General features: G+C 38.1%; 16 protein-coding genes. 13 read left to right on the plus strand and 3 right to left on the minus strand.

What is annotated here, in order from left to right; all coding sequences use genetic code 11:
- The first annotated feature begins 43 nt into the window (after positions 1 to 43).
- Complete coding sequence (locus F4V44_RS21165) at positions 44 to 1,003, plus strand: sugar ABC transporter substrate-binding protein (RefSeq protein WP_150441997.1); 960 nt, start codon at positions 44 to 46, stop codon at positions 1,001 to 1,003.
- A gap of 213 nt (positions 1,004 to 1,216) precedes the next feature.
- On the opposite strand, the gene F4V44_RS21170 is transcribed toward F4V44_RS21165, so the two are convergent.
- Positions 1,217 to 1,981 carry a DeoR/GlpR family DNA-binding transcription regulator gene (locus F4V44_RS21170; protein ID WP_150441998.1) on the minus strand — a complete coding sequence of 255 codons (765 nt, stop codon included), beginning with the start codon at positions 1,979 to 1,981 and terminating at the stop codon, positions 1,217 to 1,219.
- Positions 1,982 to 2,312: 331 nt separating this feature from the next.
- Between F4V44_RS21170 and pdxS the strand changes: the two genes are divergently transcribed.
- Together pdxS and pdxT are read left to right on the plus strand one after the other, a co-directional pair.
- Complete coding sequence (gene pdxS, locus F4V44_RS21175) at positions 2,313 to 3,194, plus strand: pyridoxal 5'-phosphate synthase lyase subunit PdxS (protein WP_150441999.1); 882 nt, start codon at positions 2,313 to 2,315, stop codon at positions 3,192 to 3,194.
- Positions 3,195 to 3,212: 18 nt separating this feature from the next.
- A complete protein-coding gene (gene pdxT / locus F4V44_RS21180) occupies positions 3,213 to 3,800 on the plus strand; it encodes a pyridoxal 5'-phosphate synthase glutaminase subunit PdxT (RefSeq protein ID WP_150442000.1) in 588 nt (195 codons plus the stop codon).
- Positions 3,801 to 4,018: 218 nt separating this feature from the next.
- On the opposite strand, the gene F4V44_RS21185 is transcribed toward pdxT, so the two are convergent.
- Together F4V44_RS21185 and F4V44_RS21190 are read right to left on the minus strand one after the other, a co-directional pair.
- Positions 4,019 to 4,927, minus strand: coding sequence for a DMT family transporter (locus F4V44_RS21185; protein WP_191090797.1), 909 nt, complete (start codon positions 4,925 to 4,927; stop codon positions 4,019 to 4,021).
- A 141-nt stretch (positions 4,928 to 5,068) separates the two neighbouring features.
- Positions 5,069 to 6,631 carry a glycine betaine uptake BCCT transporter gene (locus F4V44_RS21190; RefSeq protein ID WP_150442002.1) on the minus strand — a complete coding sequence of 521 codons (1,563 nt, stop codon included), beginning with the start codon at positions 6,629 to 6,631 and terminating at the stop codon, positions 5,069 to 5,071.
- A gap of 356 nt (positions 6,632 to 6,987) precedes the next feature.
- Here F4V44_RS21190 and gucD point away from each other — a divergent pair, with 356 nt between their 5' ends.
- The 10 genes from gucD to F4V44_RS21240 all read left to right on the plus strand — a co-directional run bounded on the left by gucD (position 6,988) and on the right by F4V44_RS21240 (position 16,232).
- A complete protein-coding gene (gene gucD / locus F4V44_RS21195; RefSeq protein ID WP_150442003.1) occupies positions 6,988 to 8,454 on the plus strand; it encodes an alpha-ketoglutaric semialdehyde dehydrogenase GucD in 1,467 nt (488 codons plus the stop codon).
- Between the two features lie 78 nt (positions 8,455 to 8,532).
- Positions 8,533 to 9,468 (plus strand): DMT family transporter, encoded by a 936-nt coding sequence (locus tag F4V44_RS21200; protein WP_150442004.1) that lies wholly within the window; start codon positions 8,533 to 8,535, stop codon positions 9,466 to 9,468.
- A 74-nt stretch (positions 9,469 to 9,542) separates the two neighbouring features.
- Positions 9,543 to 9,755 (plus strand): hypothetical protein, encoded by a 213-nt coding sequence (locus F4V44_RS21205; protein ID WP_150442005.1) that lies wholly within the window; start codon positions 9,543 to 9,545, stop codon positions 9,753 to 9,755.
- Positions 9,756 to 9,793: 38 nt separating this feature from the next.
- The gene (locus F4V44_RS21210) at positions 9,794 to 10,921 is read left to right on the plus strand and encodes an amidohydrolase family protein (protein ID WP_150442006.1); all 1,128 of its coding nucleotides are present in this window, start codon (positions 9,794 to 9,796) and stop codon (positions 10,919 to 10,921) included.
- 23 nt (positions 10,922 to 10,944) lie between these two features.
- Complete coding sequence (locus F4V44_RS21215) at positions 10,945 to 11,373, plus strand: Rieske (2Fe-2S) protein (RefSeq protein WP_150442007.1); 429 nt, start codon at positions 10,945 to 10,947, stop codon at positions 11,371 to 11,373.
- 77 nt (positions 11,374 to 11,450) lie between these two features.
- Positions 11,451 to 12,182: a cupin domain-containing protein gene (locus tag F4V44_RS21220; RefSeq protein WP_150442008.1), complete on the plus strand. Its 732-nt coding sequence runs from the start codon at positions 11,451 to 11,453 to the stop codon at positions 12,180 to 12,182.
- Between the two features lie 180 nt (positions 12,183 to 12,362).
- Positions 12,363 to 13,379: an electron transfer flavoprotein subunit alpha/FixB family protein gene (locus F4V44_RS21225; RefSeq protein WP_150442009.1), complete on the plus strand. Its 1,017-nt coding sequence runs from the start codon at positions 12,363 to 12,365 to the stop codon at positions 13,377 to 13,379.
- Complete coding sequence (locus F4V44_RS21230) at positions 13,354 to 14,202, plus strand: adenine nucleotide alpha hydrolase family protein (RefSeq protein ID WP_150442010.1); 849 nt, start codon at positions 13,354 to 13,356, stop codon at positions 14,200 to 14,202. Before F4V44_RS21225 ends, F4V44_RS21230 begins: the two co-directional genes overlap by 26 nt.
- 3 nt (positions 14,203 to 14,205) lie before the next feature.
- On the plus strand, positions 14,206 to 15,486 hold the full coding sequence (locus tag F4V44_RS21235) for a (Fe-S)-binding protein (protein WP_150442011.1): 1,281 nt from the start codon (positions 14,206 to 14,208) through the stop codon (positions 15,484 to 15,486).
- Positions 15,487 to 15,488: 2 nt separating this feature from the next.
- A complete protein-coding gene (locus F4V44_RS21240; RefSeq protein ID WP_150442123.1) occupies positions 15,489 to 16,232 on the plus strand; it encodes a (Fe-S)-binding protein in 744 nt (247 codons plus the stop codon).
- Positions 16,233 to 16,243: the final 11 nt, after the last annotated feature.

The raw sequence follows: 16,243 nt of genomic DNA on the forward strand, positions 1-16,243 counted from the left end.
CGTATTCATTACAGTTATTTATTAATTTTGGGGAGGATTTTGAATGAAAAAACTATCAGTATTCATAGCAATATTATGTACTAGTATTTTTCTATTATTAGGTTGTAGTAATCAATCCAACGAAACAACTGCATCAGGGGAAGAAAATTCAGGAGATTTAAAAGTACACGTGGTTTTAAAAACATTAAGTCATCCTTATTGGAAAAGTGTAGAGGCAGGAGCTAAGAAAGCAGCAGAAGATTTAGGGGTTAGTGTCGAAGTAAATGGTCCGCCATCAGAGGGTGATATTATTGAACAGGTTAACATGATGGATAATGCGATAAGTCAAGGTACGGATGCACTTGTGGTTTCTCCATCTCAACCGTCGACTGTATCAAATGTATTTGATTTAGCTAAATCGAAAGATATTCCTGTTCTTCTTGTAGATACAGATGCAGATTGGAAGGATAAGGTATCCTTTATTGGAACAGATAATTACACGGCAGGTTTAGAGGGTGGAGAATATCTTGCTTCTCAGTTAAAAAAGGGAGACAAAGTAGCTTTAGTTGAAGGAGCAAAAGGAAATTTAGCCACTGACGAACGAATTAGAGGTGCAAAAGAGGCGTTAGAAAAAGCAGGAATGAAGATTGTGGCACAGCAACCAGCTGATAGTGATAAATTTAAAGCAGCCGGTGTTATTGATGCAGTTTTACAAAACCATCGTGACTTAGCTGGGGTGTTTGCAGCTAATGATGATATGGCAATTGGTGTTTTAAGTACAACAAACCAACTGAAGTTAGATATTCCAATCGTTGGAATCAATGGAGGGGATGAAGCAACTAAATTAATAAATGAGGGGAAATTAGCTGCTTCAGTTGCTCAGAGTCCATATGATATTGGGTATATGGGAGTAGAAAATGCCGTTAAAGCGATTAAAGGAGAGAAAGTAGAAAACCGAATCCCAACACCAATCAAAGTTGTTACAAAAGAGAATGCGGAAGAACATTTAAAGGAAATTCAATGATAATCAAAACAATATAATGAATAGATGAAATTTGGCATGATGTCTTATGGTCATGTCGAATGTTACTGCGCATATGAATGGAACGAAAAAAACAACTGCGTTTAATAGACCAAAACCAAAAAGCTCCTAAGGTATTAAAGTGATTGGCATCTACTTATAATACTTTAGGAGCTTTTACGTATAGAAAAATAAATAAATCAAGAAAGAAGTTGGTTACTCTGCAACAATAAGTTGAATATCGTTATTTTTGGTATAGTCCTGATAAGATTCATTTGGCATTTTGTCAGTAATTAAATAATCGATTTCGTCTAAACCACAGTAGGTTTTCAACCCGTATCTATCAAATTTATCATGATCTACCAATAAAAAGACCTCTGCACTTCTTTCAACAATCGTTTGTTTTAATTCGCTTTCAAGTGGTGAAGCATTCGTTACACCATTTGTCAGCGAGATACCTGTAGAGGCCATAAAAGCTTTGTTAATATTATAGGTTTGTAGTAGTTCTTTATTTTGCAGACTGCCGAAGGAATTCGTTTTCCGTTCAAGAATCCCGCCAAATGAAATAATATTTAAATTTTCATAAAGCAGTGCACGAACAATAAAATCAAGACTATTTGTAATGATGCTCAGATGTTTTGTTTTGATAAATTCAAACATTTCTATTGTAGTTGTGCCGGAATCAATAAAAATAATATCGCCATCCTCCACAAATTGGGCAGCTGCTTTTGCGACCATTACTTTCTCAGCTTGATTTCGTACCTGGCGATCAGTGAAGGATTCCAGTTTGGCGCGATTGTCATCATTTACTGCGACCCCGCCATATACTTTTTTGAGGTCTCCTTGCTCAACTAATTCCTGAACATCTCTTCTTATCGTATTTTTAGACACATTAAATACTTTTACTAGTTCATCTAGTGATACTGATTTGTGTTCAAGAACGTATTCGTGGATTTTATTAATACGTTTATCTTTAATCATTATAATTTCTCCCCTGGAATTTTACCTAAAAATTTTATTAATGATATCGTTTACATTTAATTGATATACTATCATTTTATCAAAAAAGTCACCAAAACTTAACCATATTTTTTAAAAAGATTATCATGTATTCATAAAAAATATAGTTAGTAGAAGAGGTGGATTATTCTTATTTTTAATTATATTGTAAACACTTGCATTTTAAAAGCAGTGCGCCTAGGGATATATGGACTGATTTATTTGAATGTTATGGATGTGGTGAAAAATCCATAATGTTGATATATTCTGTCTATCGCGGTAAGCGGAAAGAAAGAATATTGGAGGAATAAGAATGATTACAGGTACTGATCGTGTAAAAAGAGGTATGGCGGAAATGCAAAAAGGCGGCGTCATTATGGATGTCGTGAATGCGGAGCAGGCGAAAATTGCAGAGGAAGCCGGTGCAGTTGCCGTTATGGCGTTAGAGCGTGTTCCATCTGACATTCGTGCGGCCGGCGGTGTAGCAAGAATGGCTGACATTTCTATCGTTGAAGAGGTAATGAATGCAGTAAGTATACCTGTTATGGCAAAAGCGAGAATCGGACATATCGTGGAAGCGCGAGTACTTGAGTCTCTTGGCGTTGATTATATAGACGAAAGTGAAGTATTGACACCAGCAGATGAAGAATACCATTTAAGTAAAAAAGAGTATACGGTTCCGTTTGTATGCGGATGCCGCGATTTAGGCGAAGCCGCACGCCGTATTGGCGAAGGTGCTTCAATGCTTCGTACAAAGGGTGAGCCTGGAACGGGTAATATCGTTGAGGCGGTTCGTCATATCCGTAAGGTGAATGCTCAAGTTCGTAAAGTAGTCCATATGAACGAAGATGAATTAATGACGGAAGCAAAAATTCTTGGTGCACCGTATGAAATCTTGCTGCAAATCAAAGAATTAGGCAAGCTTCCTGTTGTTAACTTTGCTGCAGGCGGTGTGGCAACTCCTGCTGATGCTGCTTTAATGATGCAATTAGGAGCAGACGGAGTATTTGTGGGTTCAGGTATTTTTAAATCAGAAAACCCAGCTAAATTTGCAAGAGCGATTGTGGAAGCAACCACACATTACCAAGACTATAAGTTAATCGCTGAGCTTTCAAAAGGACTTGGTGCTGCTATGAAAGGAATCGAAATTTCAACACTTGCGCCGGAAAACCGTATGCAGGAACGCGGCTGGTAAGGAGAAGGAGTTGTGCCCATGATAACAATTGGTGTGTTAGGACTGCAGGGAGCTGTGAGAGAGCATGTTCGCTCTGTTGAAGCATGCGGTGCGGAAGCCGTCGTTGTGAAAAGAGTGGAGGAATTAGCGGAGATTGACGGACTAATTATCCCTGGCGGTGAAAGTACAACGATAAGAAAGCTGCTTGATAAATATGGCTTTATGGAGCCATTGAAGGAATTTGCTGCTAAGGGTAAACCAATGTTTGGAACCTGTGCTGGACTAATCCTGCTTGCTAAGGAGCTGGTCGGATATAGAGAGCACCATCTTGGTTTATTTGATGTAACCGTTGAACGTAATTCCTTTGGCCGCCAAAAGGAAAGTTTTGAAGCGGAGTTGTTCATCCGAGGGTTGGACGAACCTTTCGTAGGCGTGTTCATTCGTGCACCACATATTGTGAAGGTAGGAGAGCATGTTGAGGTTCTTGCCAAACATGAAGGTCGGATTGTCGCTGCCCGTGAAGGACAGTTTCTTGGCTGCTCCTTCCATCCAGAATTGACAGAGGATCATCGGATAACGGAATTGTTTATGGAAATGGTTAGAGAGTCTGTTGCAATTATAGGTTAATTATTAATGGAAAAGGCTTGTTGCCTACCAATTTATATATTAGATAATATAGCATATTAAAACCCCAACCATTTTCGAATGGTTGGGCGTTTTGGGTTATATAGTCGTGATTAAGTTGTGTTGGTGATTTTTCTCCTTTATTACAGAGTTCAAGAACTACATAAGGATTAGTAACTCTCTTTATATAAGAATTCTTTTTTTACCAATACTGCTTACGATTATTGCTTTCTAAGCTGCTTCTTATTCTTGGCCAACATCTGCTCAAAATCCACTTCCATAATAATAATAGAAAACATAATAAGCATTCCTCCAACAACTAACTTATCCGTAAATTCTTCAAAGCCAAAAGCTACTGAAAAAATACTCCCAAAAACTCCTTCAAGCATCATAATTAATCCAGCAGATGTTGCGGAAGTATGCTTTTGAGATAAAACTTGAACCGTTTGGCCAACAAATGAACATATTATTCCCATATAAAGCAAGGGCATAATTGCAGCAGACCAATTGACATCTGTAAGCTGTCCTGTCTCTAAGAATAGGAAAAAAAACAATCCTCCTATTGCTTGTACAACTGCAAGCATAAAAGCTACAACGCTTACATCTGTTGTTCTTACTCCATAGCTGAGATAGACAATAGCGCCTGCATAAAACAACGCACAGATAAAAGAATATACGTCACCTATATTTATAGTTAGTGCTTTGTTTAATATTCCAGTTAATATAGTCATTCCAAGTAAACAAAAGAAAATGGAAATAAAGCTTTTTAATTGGAGTTTTTTTTGGTATATACCCCATGCTATGAAAGGAACAACTACCACATATGTTGCGGTAATAAAGGCGTTATTCGATGGAGTTGTATACTGGACAGCAATCGTTTGTGTAATATATCCCCCAAAATTAAGTAATCCCGCAATGAACCCAATTTTAAAATCCTTAAAGGTCATTCTAAATATCTTTTCATAAAAAAACATAAGTACCAAAATAAGAAAGAGAAAGCCTCGGATAAAATTTATGAAACCCGGAGACGCGTTTGCATCTAAAGCTATCTTTGTTACAACAAACCCAGAGCCCCAAAGAATAGAAGCTAATAATAGAAGTATGTTTGCCATTGATTTTGTCATTTTCATATGTTGATTCTCCTTAAATGCTAAAGTAATAAAATAACACGAACCCATCAATCCTTCCGGTACCAAAAAAGGTTGTATTAAAAAAGAGTGACTCCTTATAACCGTTCAGTACGGAATAAAGTCACTCTTTTTTTAAACTAATTAAATAGTGTTACTATTCTTGGTAATTTCACCTTTAGCATATTTATGGGATTCTATAATGCTTGCTCGTTTTTCTTGAGAAGCGGTTTTGTTCTCTTGTGACACTGCTTTAAGCAGACAGAAGCACATGATGACCATCATAATATAAAAAGGAAACGCTATAGCAGTAGCAACAGTTTGTACTGCTGTTACACCGCCGCTAATAAGAAGGACGATAGCGGAAGCTGAAATAAATATCCCCCAAATCATCTTTATTCTATTTGACGGATTTAACGTTCCATTTCCACCAAACATTCCTAATACATAAGTAGCTGAATCTGCAGAGGTAACGAAGAAGCTAGTAATTAATAGGATAGCAATGAAACTTAAGACTGAACTGAAAGGAAAATAATCAAAAAATGAAAATAAAGCAACTGTCATATCATTGTTAATAGCTTCAACTAAGGCAGTTTGCTTTAAATCTTGAATGATGTGAAGAGCTGATCCGCCAAAAACGGAGAACCACATGAAGTTGATGAGTGTTGGTATGACTAGTACTCCTACAAGGAATTCTCTGATTGTTCTTCCTTTTGATATCCTGGCAATGAAGGTACCCACAAAAGGAGCCCATGTACTCCACCAAGCCCAATAAAATATCGTCCATGCCCCAATCCATTTATCTTCTGCAAAGGTTTGTAATCGAAGACTCATAGGTACGATGTCACGTAAATATTCTCCAGTAGTATTCACGAAAATTCTCATGATTTGCGATGTCGGTCCAAGGATGAAGAGTAAAAGCATCAGGGAGAATGCTATGATCATATTTAAGTTTGATAATATCTTAACTCCCCGATTTAAACCAGAATAAGCTGAGATTAGGAAGCAAGCGGTTACAACTAATAATATGATTATCTGGGTCGATAGTTTATTAGGGACTCCCCACACAGTATTAAGTCCCCCAGCTAACTGCAGGGTTGTTACGCCCAAAACGGTAGAAACTCCGATAGCAGTTATGAAAGTAGCATAAATATCTATAGTTTTTCCAAGAGGTCCATAAATTTTATCCTTTAAAACAGGATAAAAGATGGAACTGATTAATCCAGGTAAATCTTTTTTAAACTGAAAATAAGCTAAACCTAGTGCGACAATAGCATAAATAGCCCACGCATTTAATCCCCAATGAAAAAAAACAAATTTCATGGATGTATCGGCAGATTGAGCTGATGAACCTGATCCGATTGGAGGTGTGACATAATGCAGTACAGGTTCTGATACTCCCCAAAATACTAACCCGCAGCCCATCGCAGCACTGAATAACATAGCAAGCCACGATTTAGTACTATATTCGGGTCGATCTGAGCTCTTTCCCAATTTAATATTGCCGTATTTAGAAAACATGAAGTATAAACAGAGAACAAGAAATAAGAAACAAGCCACAAGGTAAAACCAACCAAAAGAATCAATGGTTACGTTCAAGAGGGACGAGAATACACTGTTCAGCCATTCATTAAAGAAAATACCTAGAATAATAAAAACCAAGGTGAGCCCCAACGAAACAATAGAAACGACATTTTTTCCTACCAATAAAACCCCTCCTTTTTTAATTTCGTCAATTGACAACAATCTGGTTAATTAAAAATCTAGTTCATTAAATGACCATGTTCAATAGACGATTTGACAACGTTATTATAGTACAAAATATTGAAAATTTACAATCATTAATTTTCTTAATTTTATAAAAATTAAGAAAATAAAACAAATTCTTGCAAATATATTAATAGGAGGTTAATAGGGGGAAATAAAATTCATTAGAAAATTTTGAAAATTGTGATTGTTAAATAAAATAGCGCGTGGTATGATAAAAATCGTAATAAATCATGATTTATTTATGAACGTGATTTTATTAGTGAAAACTAATTTAGAAGGGATGGGAACGAACAATGGGAGTGACCATTAAAACTAAAACTTATTGCAATTATATTAATGGAGGCTGGAAACCCTCGGTTACAGAGGAATTATACGCTAGTATAAATCCAGCAAATAAGGATGAAATCGTAGGATATGTTCAGAAATCATCAGAAAAAGAGTTGAATGAGGCTGTTGCTTCGGCTAAGGAGGCTCAAGTATCTTGGCGAAAGCTATCAGGTGCTGCTAGAGGGGAGTATCTTTATAAAGTAGCTGCCGTTATGGAAGAAAAAATAGAAGAGATTGCAGAAACAATGACGCGCGAAATGGGTAAAACACTGCCAGAGGCTAAAGGTGAAACGGCTCGCGGTATTGCCATTCTTCGTTATTATGCAGGAGAGGGGATGCGAAAAGTCGGGGATATCATTCCTTCTACAGATAATGAAGCTTTAATGTTTACAACCCGTACTCCTTTAGGGGTGGTAGGGGTTATCACTCCTTGGAATTTCCCGGTGGCTATTCCTATTTGGAAAATGGCCCCAGCCCTTATTTATGGTAATACAGTTGTCTTGAAGCCTGCTATAGAAACAAGTGTAACCGCTATTAAGGTGGTTGAATGCTTTCATGAAGCGGGACTGCCTGCCGGGGTAATAAATGTAGTGACAGGTTCTGGAAGTGTGATTGGCCAAGGACTTATTGATCATCCAGATATTAACGGGATTACTTTTACAGGATCAGACCAAATCGGGAAAAGAGTAGGACAAGGTGCCTTTTCACGAGGAGCAAAATATCAACTGGAGATGGGCGGTAAAAATCCGGTAATCGTCGCTTCCGATGCAGATCTTAATTTAGCTGTAGAGGCAACTATTAGCGGAGGGCTCCGTTCTACGGGACAAAAATGTACGGCAACAAGTAGAGTAATTGTTGTCAGCGATGTGTATGAAGAGTTTAAACAAAGATTGCTGGCAAAAGTAAAAGAAATAAAAGTAGGAAATGGGTTGGAAAGTGAATCGTGGATGGGGCCTTGTGCAAGCGAGAGCCAGCTGAACACAGTTTTATCCTATATTGAAAAGGGAGTTGCGGAGGGTGCATCACTTCTATACGGAGGGAAAAGATTAGTAGAAGATGGCCTTGAAAAAGGGTTCTATGTACAACCGACTGTATTTGAAAATGTGAAGTCTGGTATGACCATTGCCCAAGAGGAAATTTTCGGACCTGTTTTAGCGTTAATTAAAGTTAATAGCTTAGAGGAAGCTGTAGAAGTGGCAAACGATGTTAAGTTTGGACTTAGTGCTTCAATTTTTACTAAAAACATAGGCAATATGCTTACGTTTATTCAAGATATGGATGCAGGTCTTGTTCGCATTAATGCAGAAAGCGCGGGAGTGGAGCTGCAGGCACCATTTGGCGGTATGAAGCAATCAAGTTCTCATTCAAGAGAGCAGGGGCAGGCAGCCATTGAGTTCTTTACATCAATTAAAACAGTGTTTGTTAAGCCTTAATTATGGTGAATACCTTGATATAAGTGGAATAGCATATTCTGCTTATATCATCTGTTGCCCGAGGGGGAAGCTTGGCCAATGTCCAAACTGATTTTAGGTAGTGTTTGCTTGATGGCTGCTTCAGGTATTTGGGGAGGAATGTATGTCATCAGCAAATATTTGTTAGAGTATGTATCGCCATTCGTTCTTTTATGGCTTCGCTTTTTGATTGCCTTCATCGTATTAGGTGCTTGTTTTAAGCTTCAGAATAAAGAACAGGTACAGCGTAGTGATTGGCTGTTTATGGTTTGGCTTGGGTTTATCGGCTACCTTGTTTCAAATGGCAGCGGATTTATCGGTACGTATTTATCAACGGCACATATGGGTTCATTAATTACCGCTTCATCGCCTACTTTTACACTTGTTTTAGCTTATTTGGTTCTTAAAGAAAAATTGACCTTCAAAAAAATTATATCGCTTACAATTGCAACATGCGGGGTAGTTATTGCTGTTGGGATGGAAACAACGGAAGGCAGCCGCCAAATGCTTGGAAATTTGTTTCTAGTACTTGACGCTTTAGCTTGGGCATTATATTGCGTATATGTAAAGAAGATTACAGGGAAATATTCTACTTTAGCCATATCAACTTATGCGACAGGAGCTGCCCTCCTAGTGACAACACCCGTGATGCTTATGGACTTAAGCATGGAAGATCTGTACAGCCTGAAAGAAATGTCAATTTGGCTGGGGATTCTTTATCTTGGAGTAGTTGCGACAGCTATTGCTTTCTTTTTATGGAATAAAGGAATGGAATGGATGGAAGCTGGAATAGGTTCAATCTTTTACTTCCTTGTTCCGGTTATTGGAGGAATATTTAGCTGGTTCTATTTAGGAGAAGTTATTTCTAGTAGTTTCCTTGTTGGCGGGTTTCTTATTTTTATAGGAACCGTGATAGTCTTTCTAAAAAAACCACAAATATTAACCAAAAACAAACTAGCTATGGAACAGAAGACTGAAGGAGTAATTGAAAAATAAGTCAGAAGTATTGTACTAACTACTTATCTATTACTTCTGCCTTGAAATGTCAATTTTACGATCATGTTCATTATATGATTCCGATTGTTGCTATGCGTGTAGCTTTAATTCAAATTGGGGGAAACAAGAAAATGTGGGTGATTACCGTATTTGCCGGCCAAAATGTTACCATGTATGAATTTGAAAGTGAGAATGAGGCGAGAGAAAGGATTCAATCCTTAGAGGGTTATACAGTGCTTTCAAATGTAGTCTATTATAATGAAAAACTTCAGCTTCAATTTAATTAAAACTATACTTTCTAAATATCTAAAGAGGTGAGGGAAAATTGGAAACAATTCTAAAGGAAAATGAAGTACCTAAGAAAAATGTAAAAGGACTAATTGATTGCGATGTACATCCTTATTTGGATGATTTCAATGAACTTATCCCATATTTAGAAGAGGGTATTCAAAGACATATGAATATTGGGAAGTTTGAAAAAAGCATGCTTGAAGATATGAATGCAGGTTCCTTTACATTCCCGAAAGCACGATATGCGAATCCTAACCATGTCCTTCGTTTAGATGCAATCACACCTGAAGGCGGGGTTCCTGGATCAGATCCAGTTTTCGCTGTAAAGGATTTGTTAGATCGCCATAATCACACGTTTGGAATTTTAAATATCGGGCATGGTACGATGGCAGGCTACCATAATGTTGAAATTGCAGCCGGCTATACATCAGGTTCAAATGATTGGCTATATGATCGATGGGTAGAGAGTGACCCACGATTTAAAATGACAATGTCTGTTACACCGCTTGCTCCCGATTTGGCTATTCAAGAGATTAGGAGAATTGGACATAAACCAGGCATTGCAGGAATCAATTTGCAGTGTATCAATATACCATTAGGAAAGCGCCATTTCTGGCCGCTTTATGAGGTAGCTCAAGAATATAATCTTCCAATCGTTTTGCATCCTGATTGCGAAGGAACGGCAGAATATGCCCCGCCTGGCGCAGTAGGACCTGCTTCCACATATGCAGAATGGCATACAACATTATCATTGATTGCCCAGAGACAAATCATGAGTCTCGTCTGTGAAGGGGTATTTGAGAAGTTTCCAAATTTGAAATTCAATTTTATTGAATATGGATTTTCTTGGCTGCCATCGGTTATGTGGAGATTGGATAAAAACTGGAAAGCGCTCCGAAGTGAAATTCCATGGGTTAAGGAATTGCCAAGTGAGTATATCAGAAGAAACGTTCGTTTAGGGACACAGCCAATAGAAGAATCCTTCCGTCCGAAAGATATTGTGGAGTTAATCAAAATGGTGAAAGCAGAAGATATGCTTTTATTTGCAAGCGACTATCCTCATTGGGACGGCGATGAAAGTGACAAGGCATTCTTACATTTTCCAGATGACTTAAAAAACAAAATCTTTTACGAAAATGCTAAAAAGAGTTATAGACTTTAATGATTTGAAGGGAGGAAAACCTGATGGAAACAATGCAAAGGAATCAACAATTAACTAGTGTAGTCGTTTGTTCGGCTGAGGAATTAAAACCAGGGCAGCGAAAATTAGTATCTGTAGACGGAGTCGAAATTGCTATGGTCAATGTTGATGGGCAATTATATGCTTTTCGAAATCGATGTCCCCATCAAGGTGTAGAGATGATTTATGGACCTGTTACTGGAGCCATGCTCCCATCTGACCCGGGAGAATTTAATTATGGTTTTGATAATCAAATTATTAGATGCCCATTACACGGTTGGGAATTTGATATGAAAACAGGAAAATCCTTGTTTAACCCTGAGAAAGTTTCTATTGGAAGTTACGAGGTTCAAGAAGTTGACGGTTCAATCGTATTAAAGCTAAAAAGAGTTCCATCAAAAATCAGCCTGAAAGATTTCCGTTGCATACATTAATATTTCAGGCTGACTCCAATCAATATTTATTATAACACTATTAAATGAACAAATTCAAATCATAGGGAGGAAAAGAAATGACAAATGCAGTGAAAAACTTAGTCACATTACTTAAAGCAGAGGAGATTGAGTACAGTTCGTTAGGAATTGATGCTGAAGTGCAAGAAATAGCCTTAGCTGTTAATCCATTGTCAAAAACAATGGGTGGTGGAATTTGCCGGATGAAGGAATGTAATTTCGACTGGCAGCTTAAATACGATGAAATCATCTTTGTTCAATCAGGCAGCATGTACATTGGCCATAAGGGAAAGAAAATCGAAGCGGTTCAAGGTGATATCTTTTTTATGAAAGAAGGAGCTGTGATTACCTATGGCACTGATGACGAGGTTGAGTTTTTCTTCTCTACTTACCCTGTAGATTGGAAAGAGTCTAAAAAGGATGTGATTTATAAGGAGACCGGCGAAGATTTAGTCACTCTAATTAAGGGGTCTCAAATTGAATATAATCCATTAGGCATTGAGGGGGAGATTCAAGAAATAGCTCCCGTTATTAATAAGCTTTCTATGAATATGGGCGGCGGAATCTGCCGGATGAAAGAATGTCATTTCGATTGGCAGATTAAATATGATGAAATGATTTATGTCTCTAAAGGTAGTATGTACATTACACATGATGGAAAAAAGATAGAGGCCAAGCAAGGAGATATCTACTTTATGAAAGACGGCGCAGAAATCACTTATGGAACAGATGAAGAAGTAGAATTCTATTTTACTCTGTATCCTGTGAATTGGCGTGAGTTGAAGAACTAGCTTCCAAGATTACTAGGGACTGTCTCAAAAGCAAAGGTGTCAGGCATCACAATACAGTATCTAATATCGCTTTGCGTAAAGTCGCACTGAATATAGATAAATGGTGGATGCCTGATTCCTGATTCCTTCTGGGACTACTCCAAGATTACTACTCTTTAATTGAGTGAGGTGAAAGCTGTAATGGAAACAAATATCATTTGTTATCTTCCTTTGAAAAATGGGGCAACCTTCACGGAAGAAACATGGGGATTAATCGAACAAGCAAACATTATTGCCACAGAAAATGACAGAAAAATAGCTGTTGTTGTCCATTCCGGATTGTCCACTGATGACTTAAGACAATTACCTTTTGATGAAATTTATCATGCCCATTTAGAAATAGAACATTGGAAAGTGACTGATTACCACTTCCAAGTTTTTCGCAAGTTGCTAGCAAGTTTTAATCATCAAAAGGAAATTTACTTATTTTCCTCCCATCCGCTATACCAAGATCTTGCTGTACGTGCAGCCATGCAATCAAACATGCCCATTATAACGAACGTTATGGAAATTATGATTGAACATAAATCCTCATCATTGCTTGCAAAACGTGAAATTTATAATGAAAAGGCTCATGAATTTACTGCTTTTTCAGAAGCTAGACAGCAATTTTTAACCTTTGAAAGATCGATTCTGTACGGAAAACAACAATCTGGCAAACCCAGCTTCGTACAGGAGATTGAAATAGATTTAGTCAATAGCCCTATTAGGTTTCTTTCCGAATCTCAAGTCGATTGGAAAGAGTTAAAAATAACGGAAGCAAAAGCAGTAATAGGAATTGGAAGAGGTGTGCACGGTAGAGAAGCCTTCGACTCTATCTTGCAATTGGCAGAAGTTTTGAATGCACCAATTGGAGGCAGCAAAGTAGCCGATGAGTTGGGTCTGATTCCAAGAGAGAAACGAATCGGGGCCAGTGGTACAACGATTGAGGCTGATATTTATGTAGCTATAGGAATTTCTGGTTCTTCACAGCATTTGGAAGGGATTAAAGGAGTAAAGCATGTCATTGCTATTAACAATGATCCATCCGCTGCTATCTTCCAGCGCTGTGACATTGGCATCATCGGTGATTACCAGGAGGTTTTACCAGAACTCGTGCAATCTCTTCAAGTAGAAAGGCAGAGTGAGGAAAATGTTGAATATTTGCATATTGGTTAAGCCGGTGATAGATTCAGCATCTATTAAATGGGATTACTTTAATCAAAAGTTTTCGTATATAAGTAATACCTTTAATGCCGCTGACCTTCAGGCTTTGCAGTGGGCTTGCGACTATAAAGAAAAAAAGGGTGCGAATATTACGGTTATCATGGCAGCCGATACGAACATGGATATCGATAGTAACCGATTGTTAAAATACGGTATGGATCAATGTATAGTCATCCAGCAGCCGAACTTAAAAAAATGGCGAAACGAAACGGCAAACATACTGGCAAATGAACTGAAAAAACATCCCTTTGATGTAATCTTAAGCGGTTCCTCCAGCGAAGATGAAAATTTAGGAATGACGCCAACAATGGTGGCTGAACTATTACACATTCCATCCTTAACACACATTCAGGAAATAGATATTGAGCATGAAAGAATCTGGAAGGTAAAGCGCAGCGAAGGAAGAGGAATTGTTCAGACCTATGAAGTTCAATTACCTATTTTGATTGGCGTCATCAACTCATTAGGGAGAAAACGCTATATCCCGCGTTATTTACGTTCATCCAAAGTGCAAGGAAAAATGGAGATTCATAATTTGAAAGAGCCGATTGGAAATTCGAGCGTGAAAATATTAGAGGTATCTGAACCTAAGCCCAATATTCGTTATTTTGACATACCAGATGATAGCTTATCAACAGAGCAGAGACTGCTAAAAATTATGGGACTGTCTAAAGAGGAAAATGAACAGTTAGGAGAAAAGGTAACTCCAGAGGTCAATGAAAGGAATATTCATTTCCTATCACAAAAAATACAGAAATGGCTAAAGGAGGGATAGATAATGCAGACAGTGCAACGGGATACCTTTTGGATGATTTCTTTTGATTACAAAATTGCGATGTACGTATTCGGTGCCATTGCGATAGCTATCTTTGTTTATGGTTTTTATCGACGATTTCGCTTATGGAGAAAAGGAGTCAAAGAAAAGGTAAGCTGGAATGATGTAAAAACGAATTTTCAGTTTTTCTATAAAACAGCAGTTGAGCAAAAGAAGATAAAAAGGGATCGATTGTTTGGGTTTATGCATCGTTTTACAAGCTACGGCTTTGTAATATTGTTCATCGGCACGGTGTTGGTCGTAGTCGATTATGACTTTAAAATTCCATTGCTTCAGGGGAACTTTTACCTTATATATGAGCTGGTTTTAGATGTATTTGGTGTTTTGTTCCTAATCGGTTTATTGCTGGCTATGGTGGTTCGAGCACGAAAGTCACGTTCAAGATTAAGAAATAGAATAGCTGACCAAGCCTTTCTTTTATTATTATTTCTCATAGGAATTGGCGGCTATATAATAGAAGGAATTCGGTTATCTGAGACACAAATCAGTCACGCGGTGTGGTCACCTGTTGGCTATGGTCTTGCGGGCTTATTTCAAGGGAATCCGCTCTTTGGTGCGGAAGCCTATCCTATTTGGTGGTTAAGCCATGCTCTTTTAGCATTTATGCTTATTGCGATTATTCCCTATACTAAATTGTTTCATTTTCTGACAGCTCCTATCAATATCCTTTTCCAGCCTGTCAAGCGTACAGGAAAAGTTGGGACTCCTTATAACTTAGAGGAAATGACAGAAGAAGAACGATATGAATCGATGAGAATACAAGGAGTTAATAAAGTAACGGATTTTACTGGCTGGCAGCTCCTTAGTACCGATGCGTGTACAGAATGTGGCCGCTGTGATAGCCAATGTCCAGCTCATAACAGCGGAAAGCCATTAGCTCCTCGTTCAATTGTAATGAAAATCAGGGACAATATGCACGAAAATCAAGAAATAAGTTCTTTTATTTCTCCGGAAGAACTTCAATCCTGCACAACCTGTGGAGCCTGCGTAGAAGCCTGCCCAGTATCCATCAATCACATTGATTTAATCTTATCGATGCGCAGAGGTCTTATTCAAAATCAAGTGATGGAGGAAGAAGCAGAAAAAACCTTAGTGAAACTGGAAGAACAACATAATATTTTTGGAAAACCGTGGTCTGACCGAGAGGACTGGAGCAAAGGACTTAATGTTCCAGTGTTGGAGAGTAAAAAGAAAAAGACAGAGAAAAAGAAAGAGGGGGCTTAATGATGGAGGTTTTATTTTGGGTAGGATGTGCTGCAGCTTATGATTTAAGACTTCAAGCGATAGCTCGTGCGTTTTCAGATATTATGAATAAAGCGAATGTTGATTATGCAATCTTGGGTACAAAAGAAAGATGTACAGGAGATGTTGCCCGTCGAATGGGGGATGAAAATCTATTCCAGGAATTGGCTCAGCATAATATTAAAACACTCAATGAACATGAAGTGAAATCCATTGTCACCACTTGTCCACACTGTTTTAATATGTTCAAAAATGAATATCCTGTTCTTGGCGGTAATTATGAGGTCACACATTATACCACATTTATTTATAATCTTATACGCGACGGACGGTTGAAAATACCGGAAAAACAGGAAAGAGAAATTGTTACGTATCATGATCCTTGCTACTTAGGACGTCAAAACGGAATCTTTGAAGCACCAAGGGATATTTTGGAAATGCTTGGATACCAAATTGTTGAAATGGAACGAAGCAAAGAAACGTCTTTCTGCTGTGGTGCCGGTGGAGGCGCCATGTTTGAAACGACTCAACGTGGAGAAAAGATTAACTCTATTCGCGGGGAAGAGGCTGTCAAAACTGGAGCCTGCACGACAATGACTGCGTGTCCTTTTTGCCTCGTGATGATGGAAGAAGCGATAGGATCGCTAAACCAGACAAGTGGTTCTAATGTAGCCACAAGGGATATTGCTGAAGTGGTTAACTCGTTAGTAGAAAGTGGAAGCAAATGATGAAAAGGAGG

This window comes from Niallia endozanthoxylica, assembly GCF_008710145.1.
GTDB lineage: Bacteria > Bacillota > Bacilli > Bacillales > Cytobacillaceae > Bacillus_BD > Bacillus_BD endozanthoxylica.

Excerpts from the sequence above, each read along its gene's own strand:
- F4V44_RS21170 (WP_150441998.1), bottom strand. The coding sequence starts at position 1,981 with ATGATTAAAGATAAACGTATTAATAAAATCCACGAATACGTTCTTGAA.
- F4V44_RS21165 (WP_150441997.1), top strand. The coding sequence starts at position 44 with ATGAAAAAACTATCAGTATTCATAGCAATATTATGTACTAGTATTTTT.
- gucD (WP_150442003.1), top strand. The coding sequence starts at position 6,988 with ATGGGAGTGACCATTAAAACTAAAACTTATTGCAATTATATTAATGGA.
- pdxS (WP_150441999.1), top strand. The coding sequence starts at position 2,313 with ATGATTACAGGTACTGATCGTGTAAAAAGAGGTATGGCGGAAATGCAA.
- F4V44_RS21230 (WP_150442010.1), top strand. The coding sequence starts at position 13,354 with ATGTTGAATATTTGCATATTGGTTAAGCCGGTGATAGATTCAGCATCT.
- F4V44_RS21225 (WP_150442009.1), top strand. The coding sequence starts at position 12,363 with ATGGAAACAAATATCATTTGTTATCTTCCTTTGAAAAATGGGGCAACC.
- pdxT (WP_150442000.1), top strand. The coding sequence starts at position 3,213 with ATGATAACAATTGGTGTGTTAGGACTGCAGGGAGCTGTGAGAGAGCAT.
- F4V44_RS21220 (WP_150442008.1), top strand. The coding sequence starts at position 11,451 with ATGACAAATGCAGTGAAAAACTTAGTCACATTACTTAAAGCAGAGGAG.
- F4V44_RS21215 (WP_150442007.1), top strand. The coding sequence starts at position 10,945 with ATGGAAACAATGCAAAGGAATCAACAATTAACTAGTGTAGTCGTTTGT.
- F4V44_RS21185 (WP_191090797.1), bottom strand. The coding sequence starts at position 4,927 with ATGAAAATGACAAAATCAATGGCAAACATACTTCTATTATTAGCTTCT.
- F4V44_RS21240 (WP_150442123.1), top strand. The coding sequence starts at position 15,489 with ATGGAGGTTTTATTTTGGGTAGGATGTGCTGCAGCTTATGATTTAAGA.
- F4V44_RS21235 (WP_150442011.1), top strand. The coding sequence starts at position 14,206 with ATGCAGACAGTGCAACGGGATACCTTTTGGATGATTTCTTTTGATTAC.
- F4V44_RS21205 (WP_150442005.1), top strand. The coding sequence starts at position 9,543 with ATGATTCCGATTGTTGCTATGCGTGTAGCTTTAATTCAAATTGGGGGA.
- F4V44_RS21200 (WP_150442004.1), top strand. The coding sequence starts at position 8,533 with ATGTCCAAACTGATTTTAGGTAGTGTTTGCTTGATGGCTGCTTCAGGT.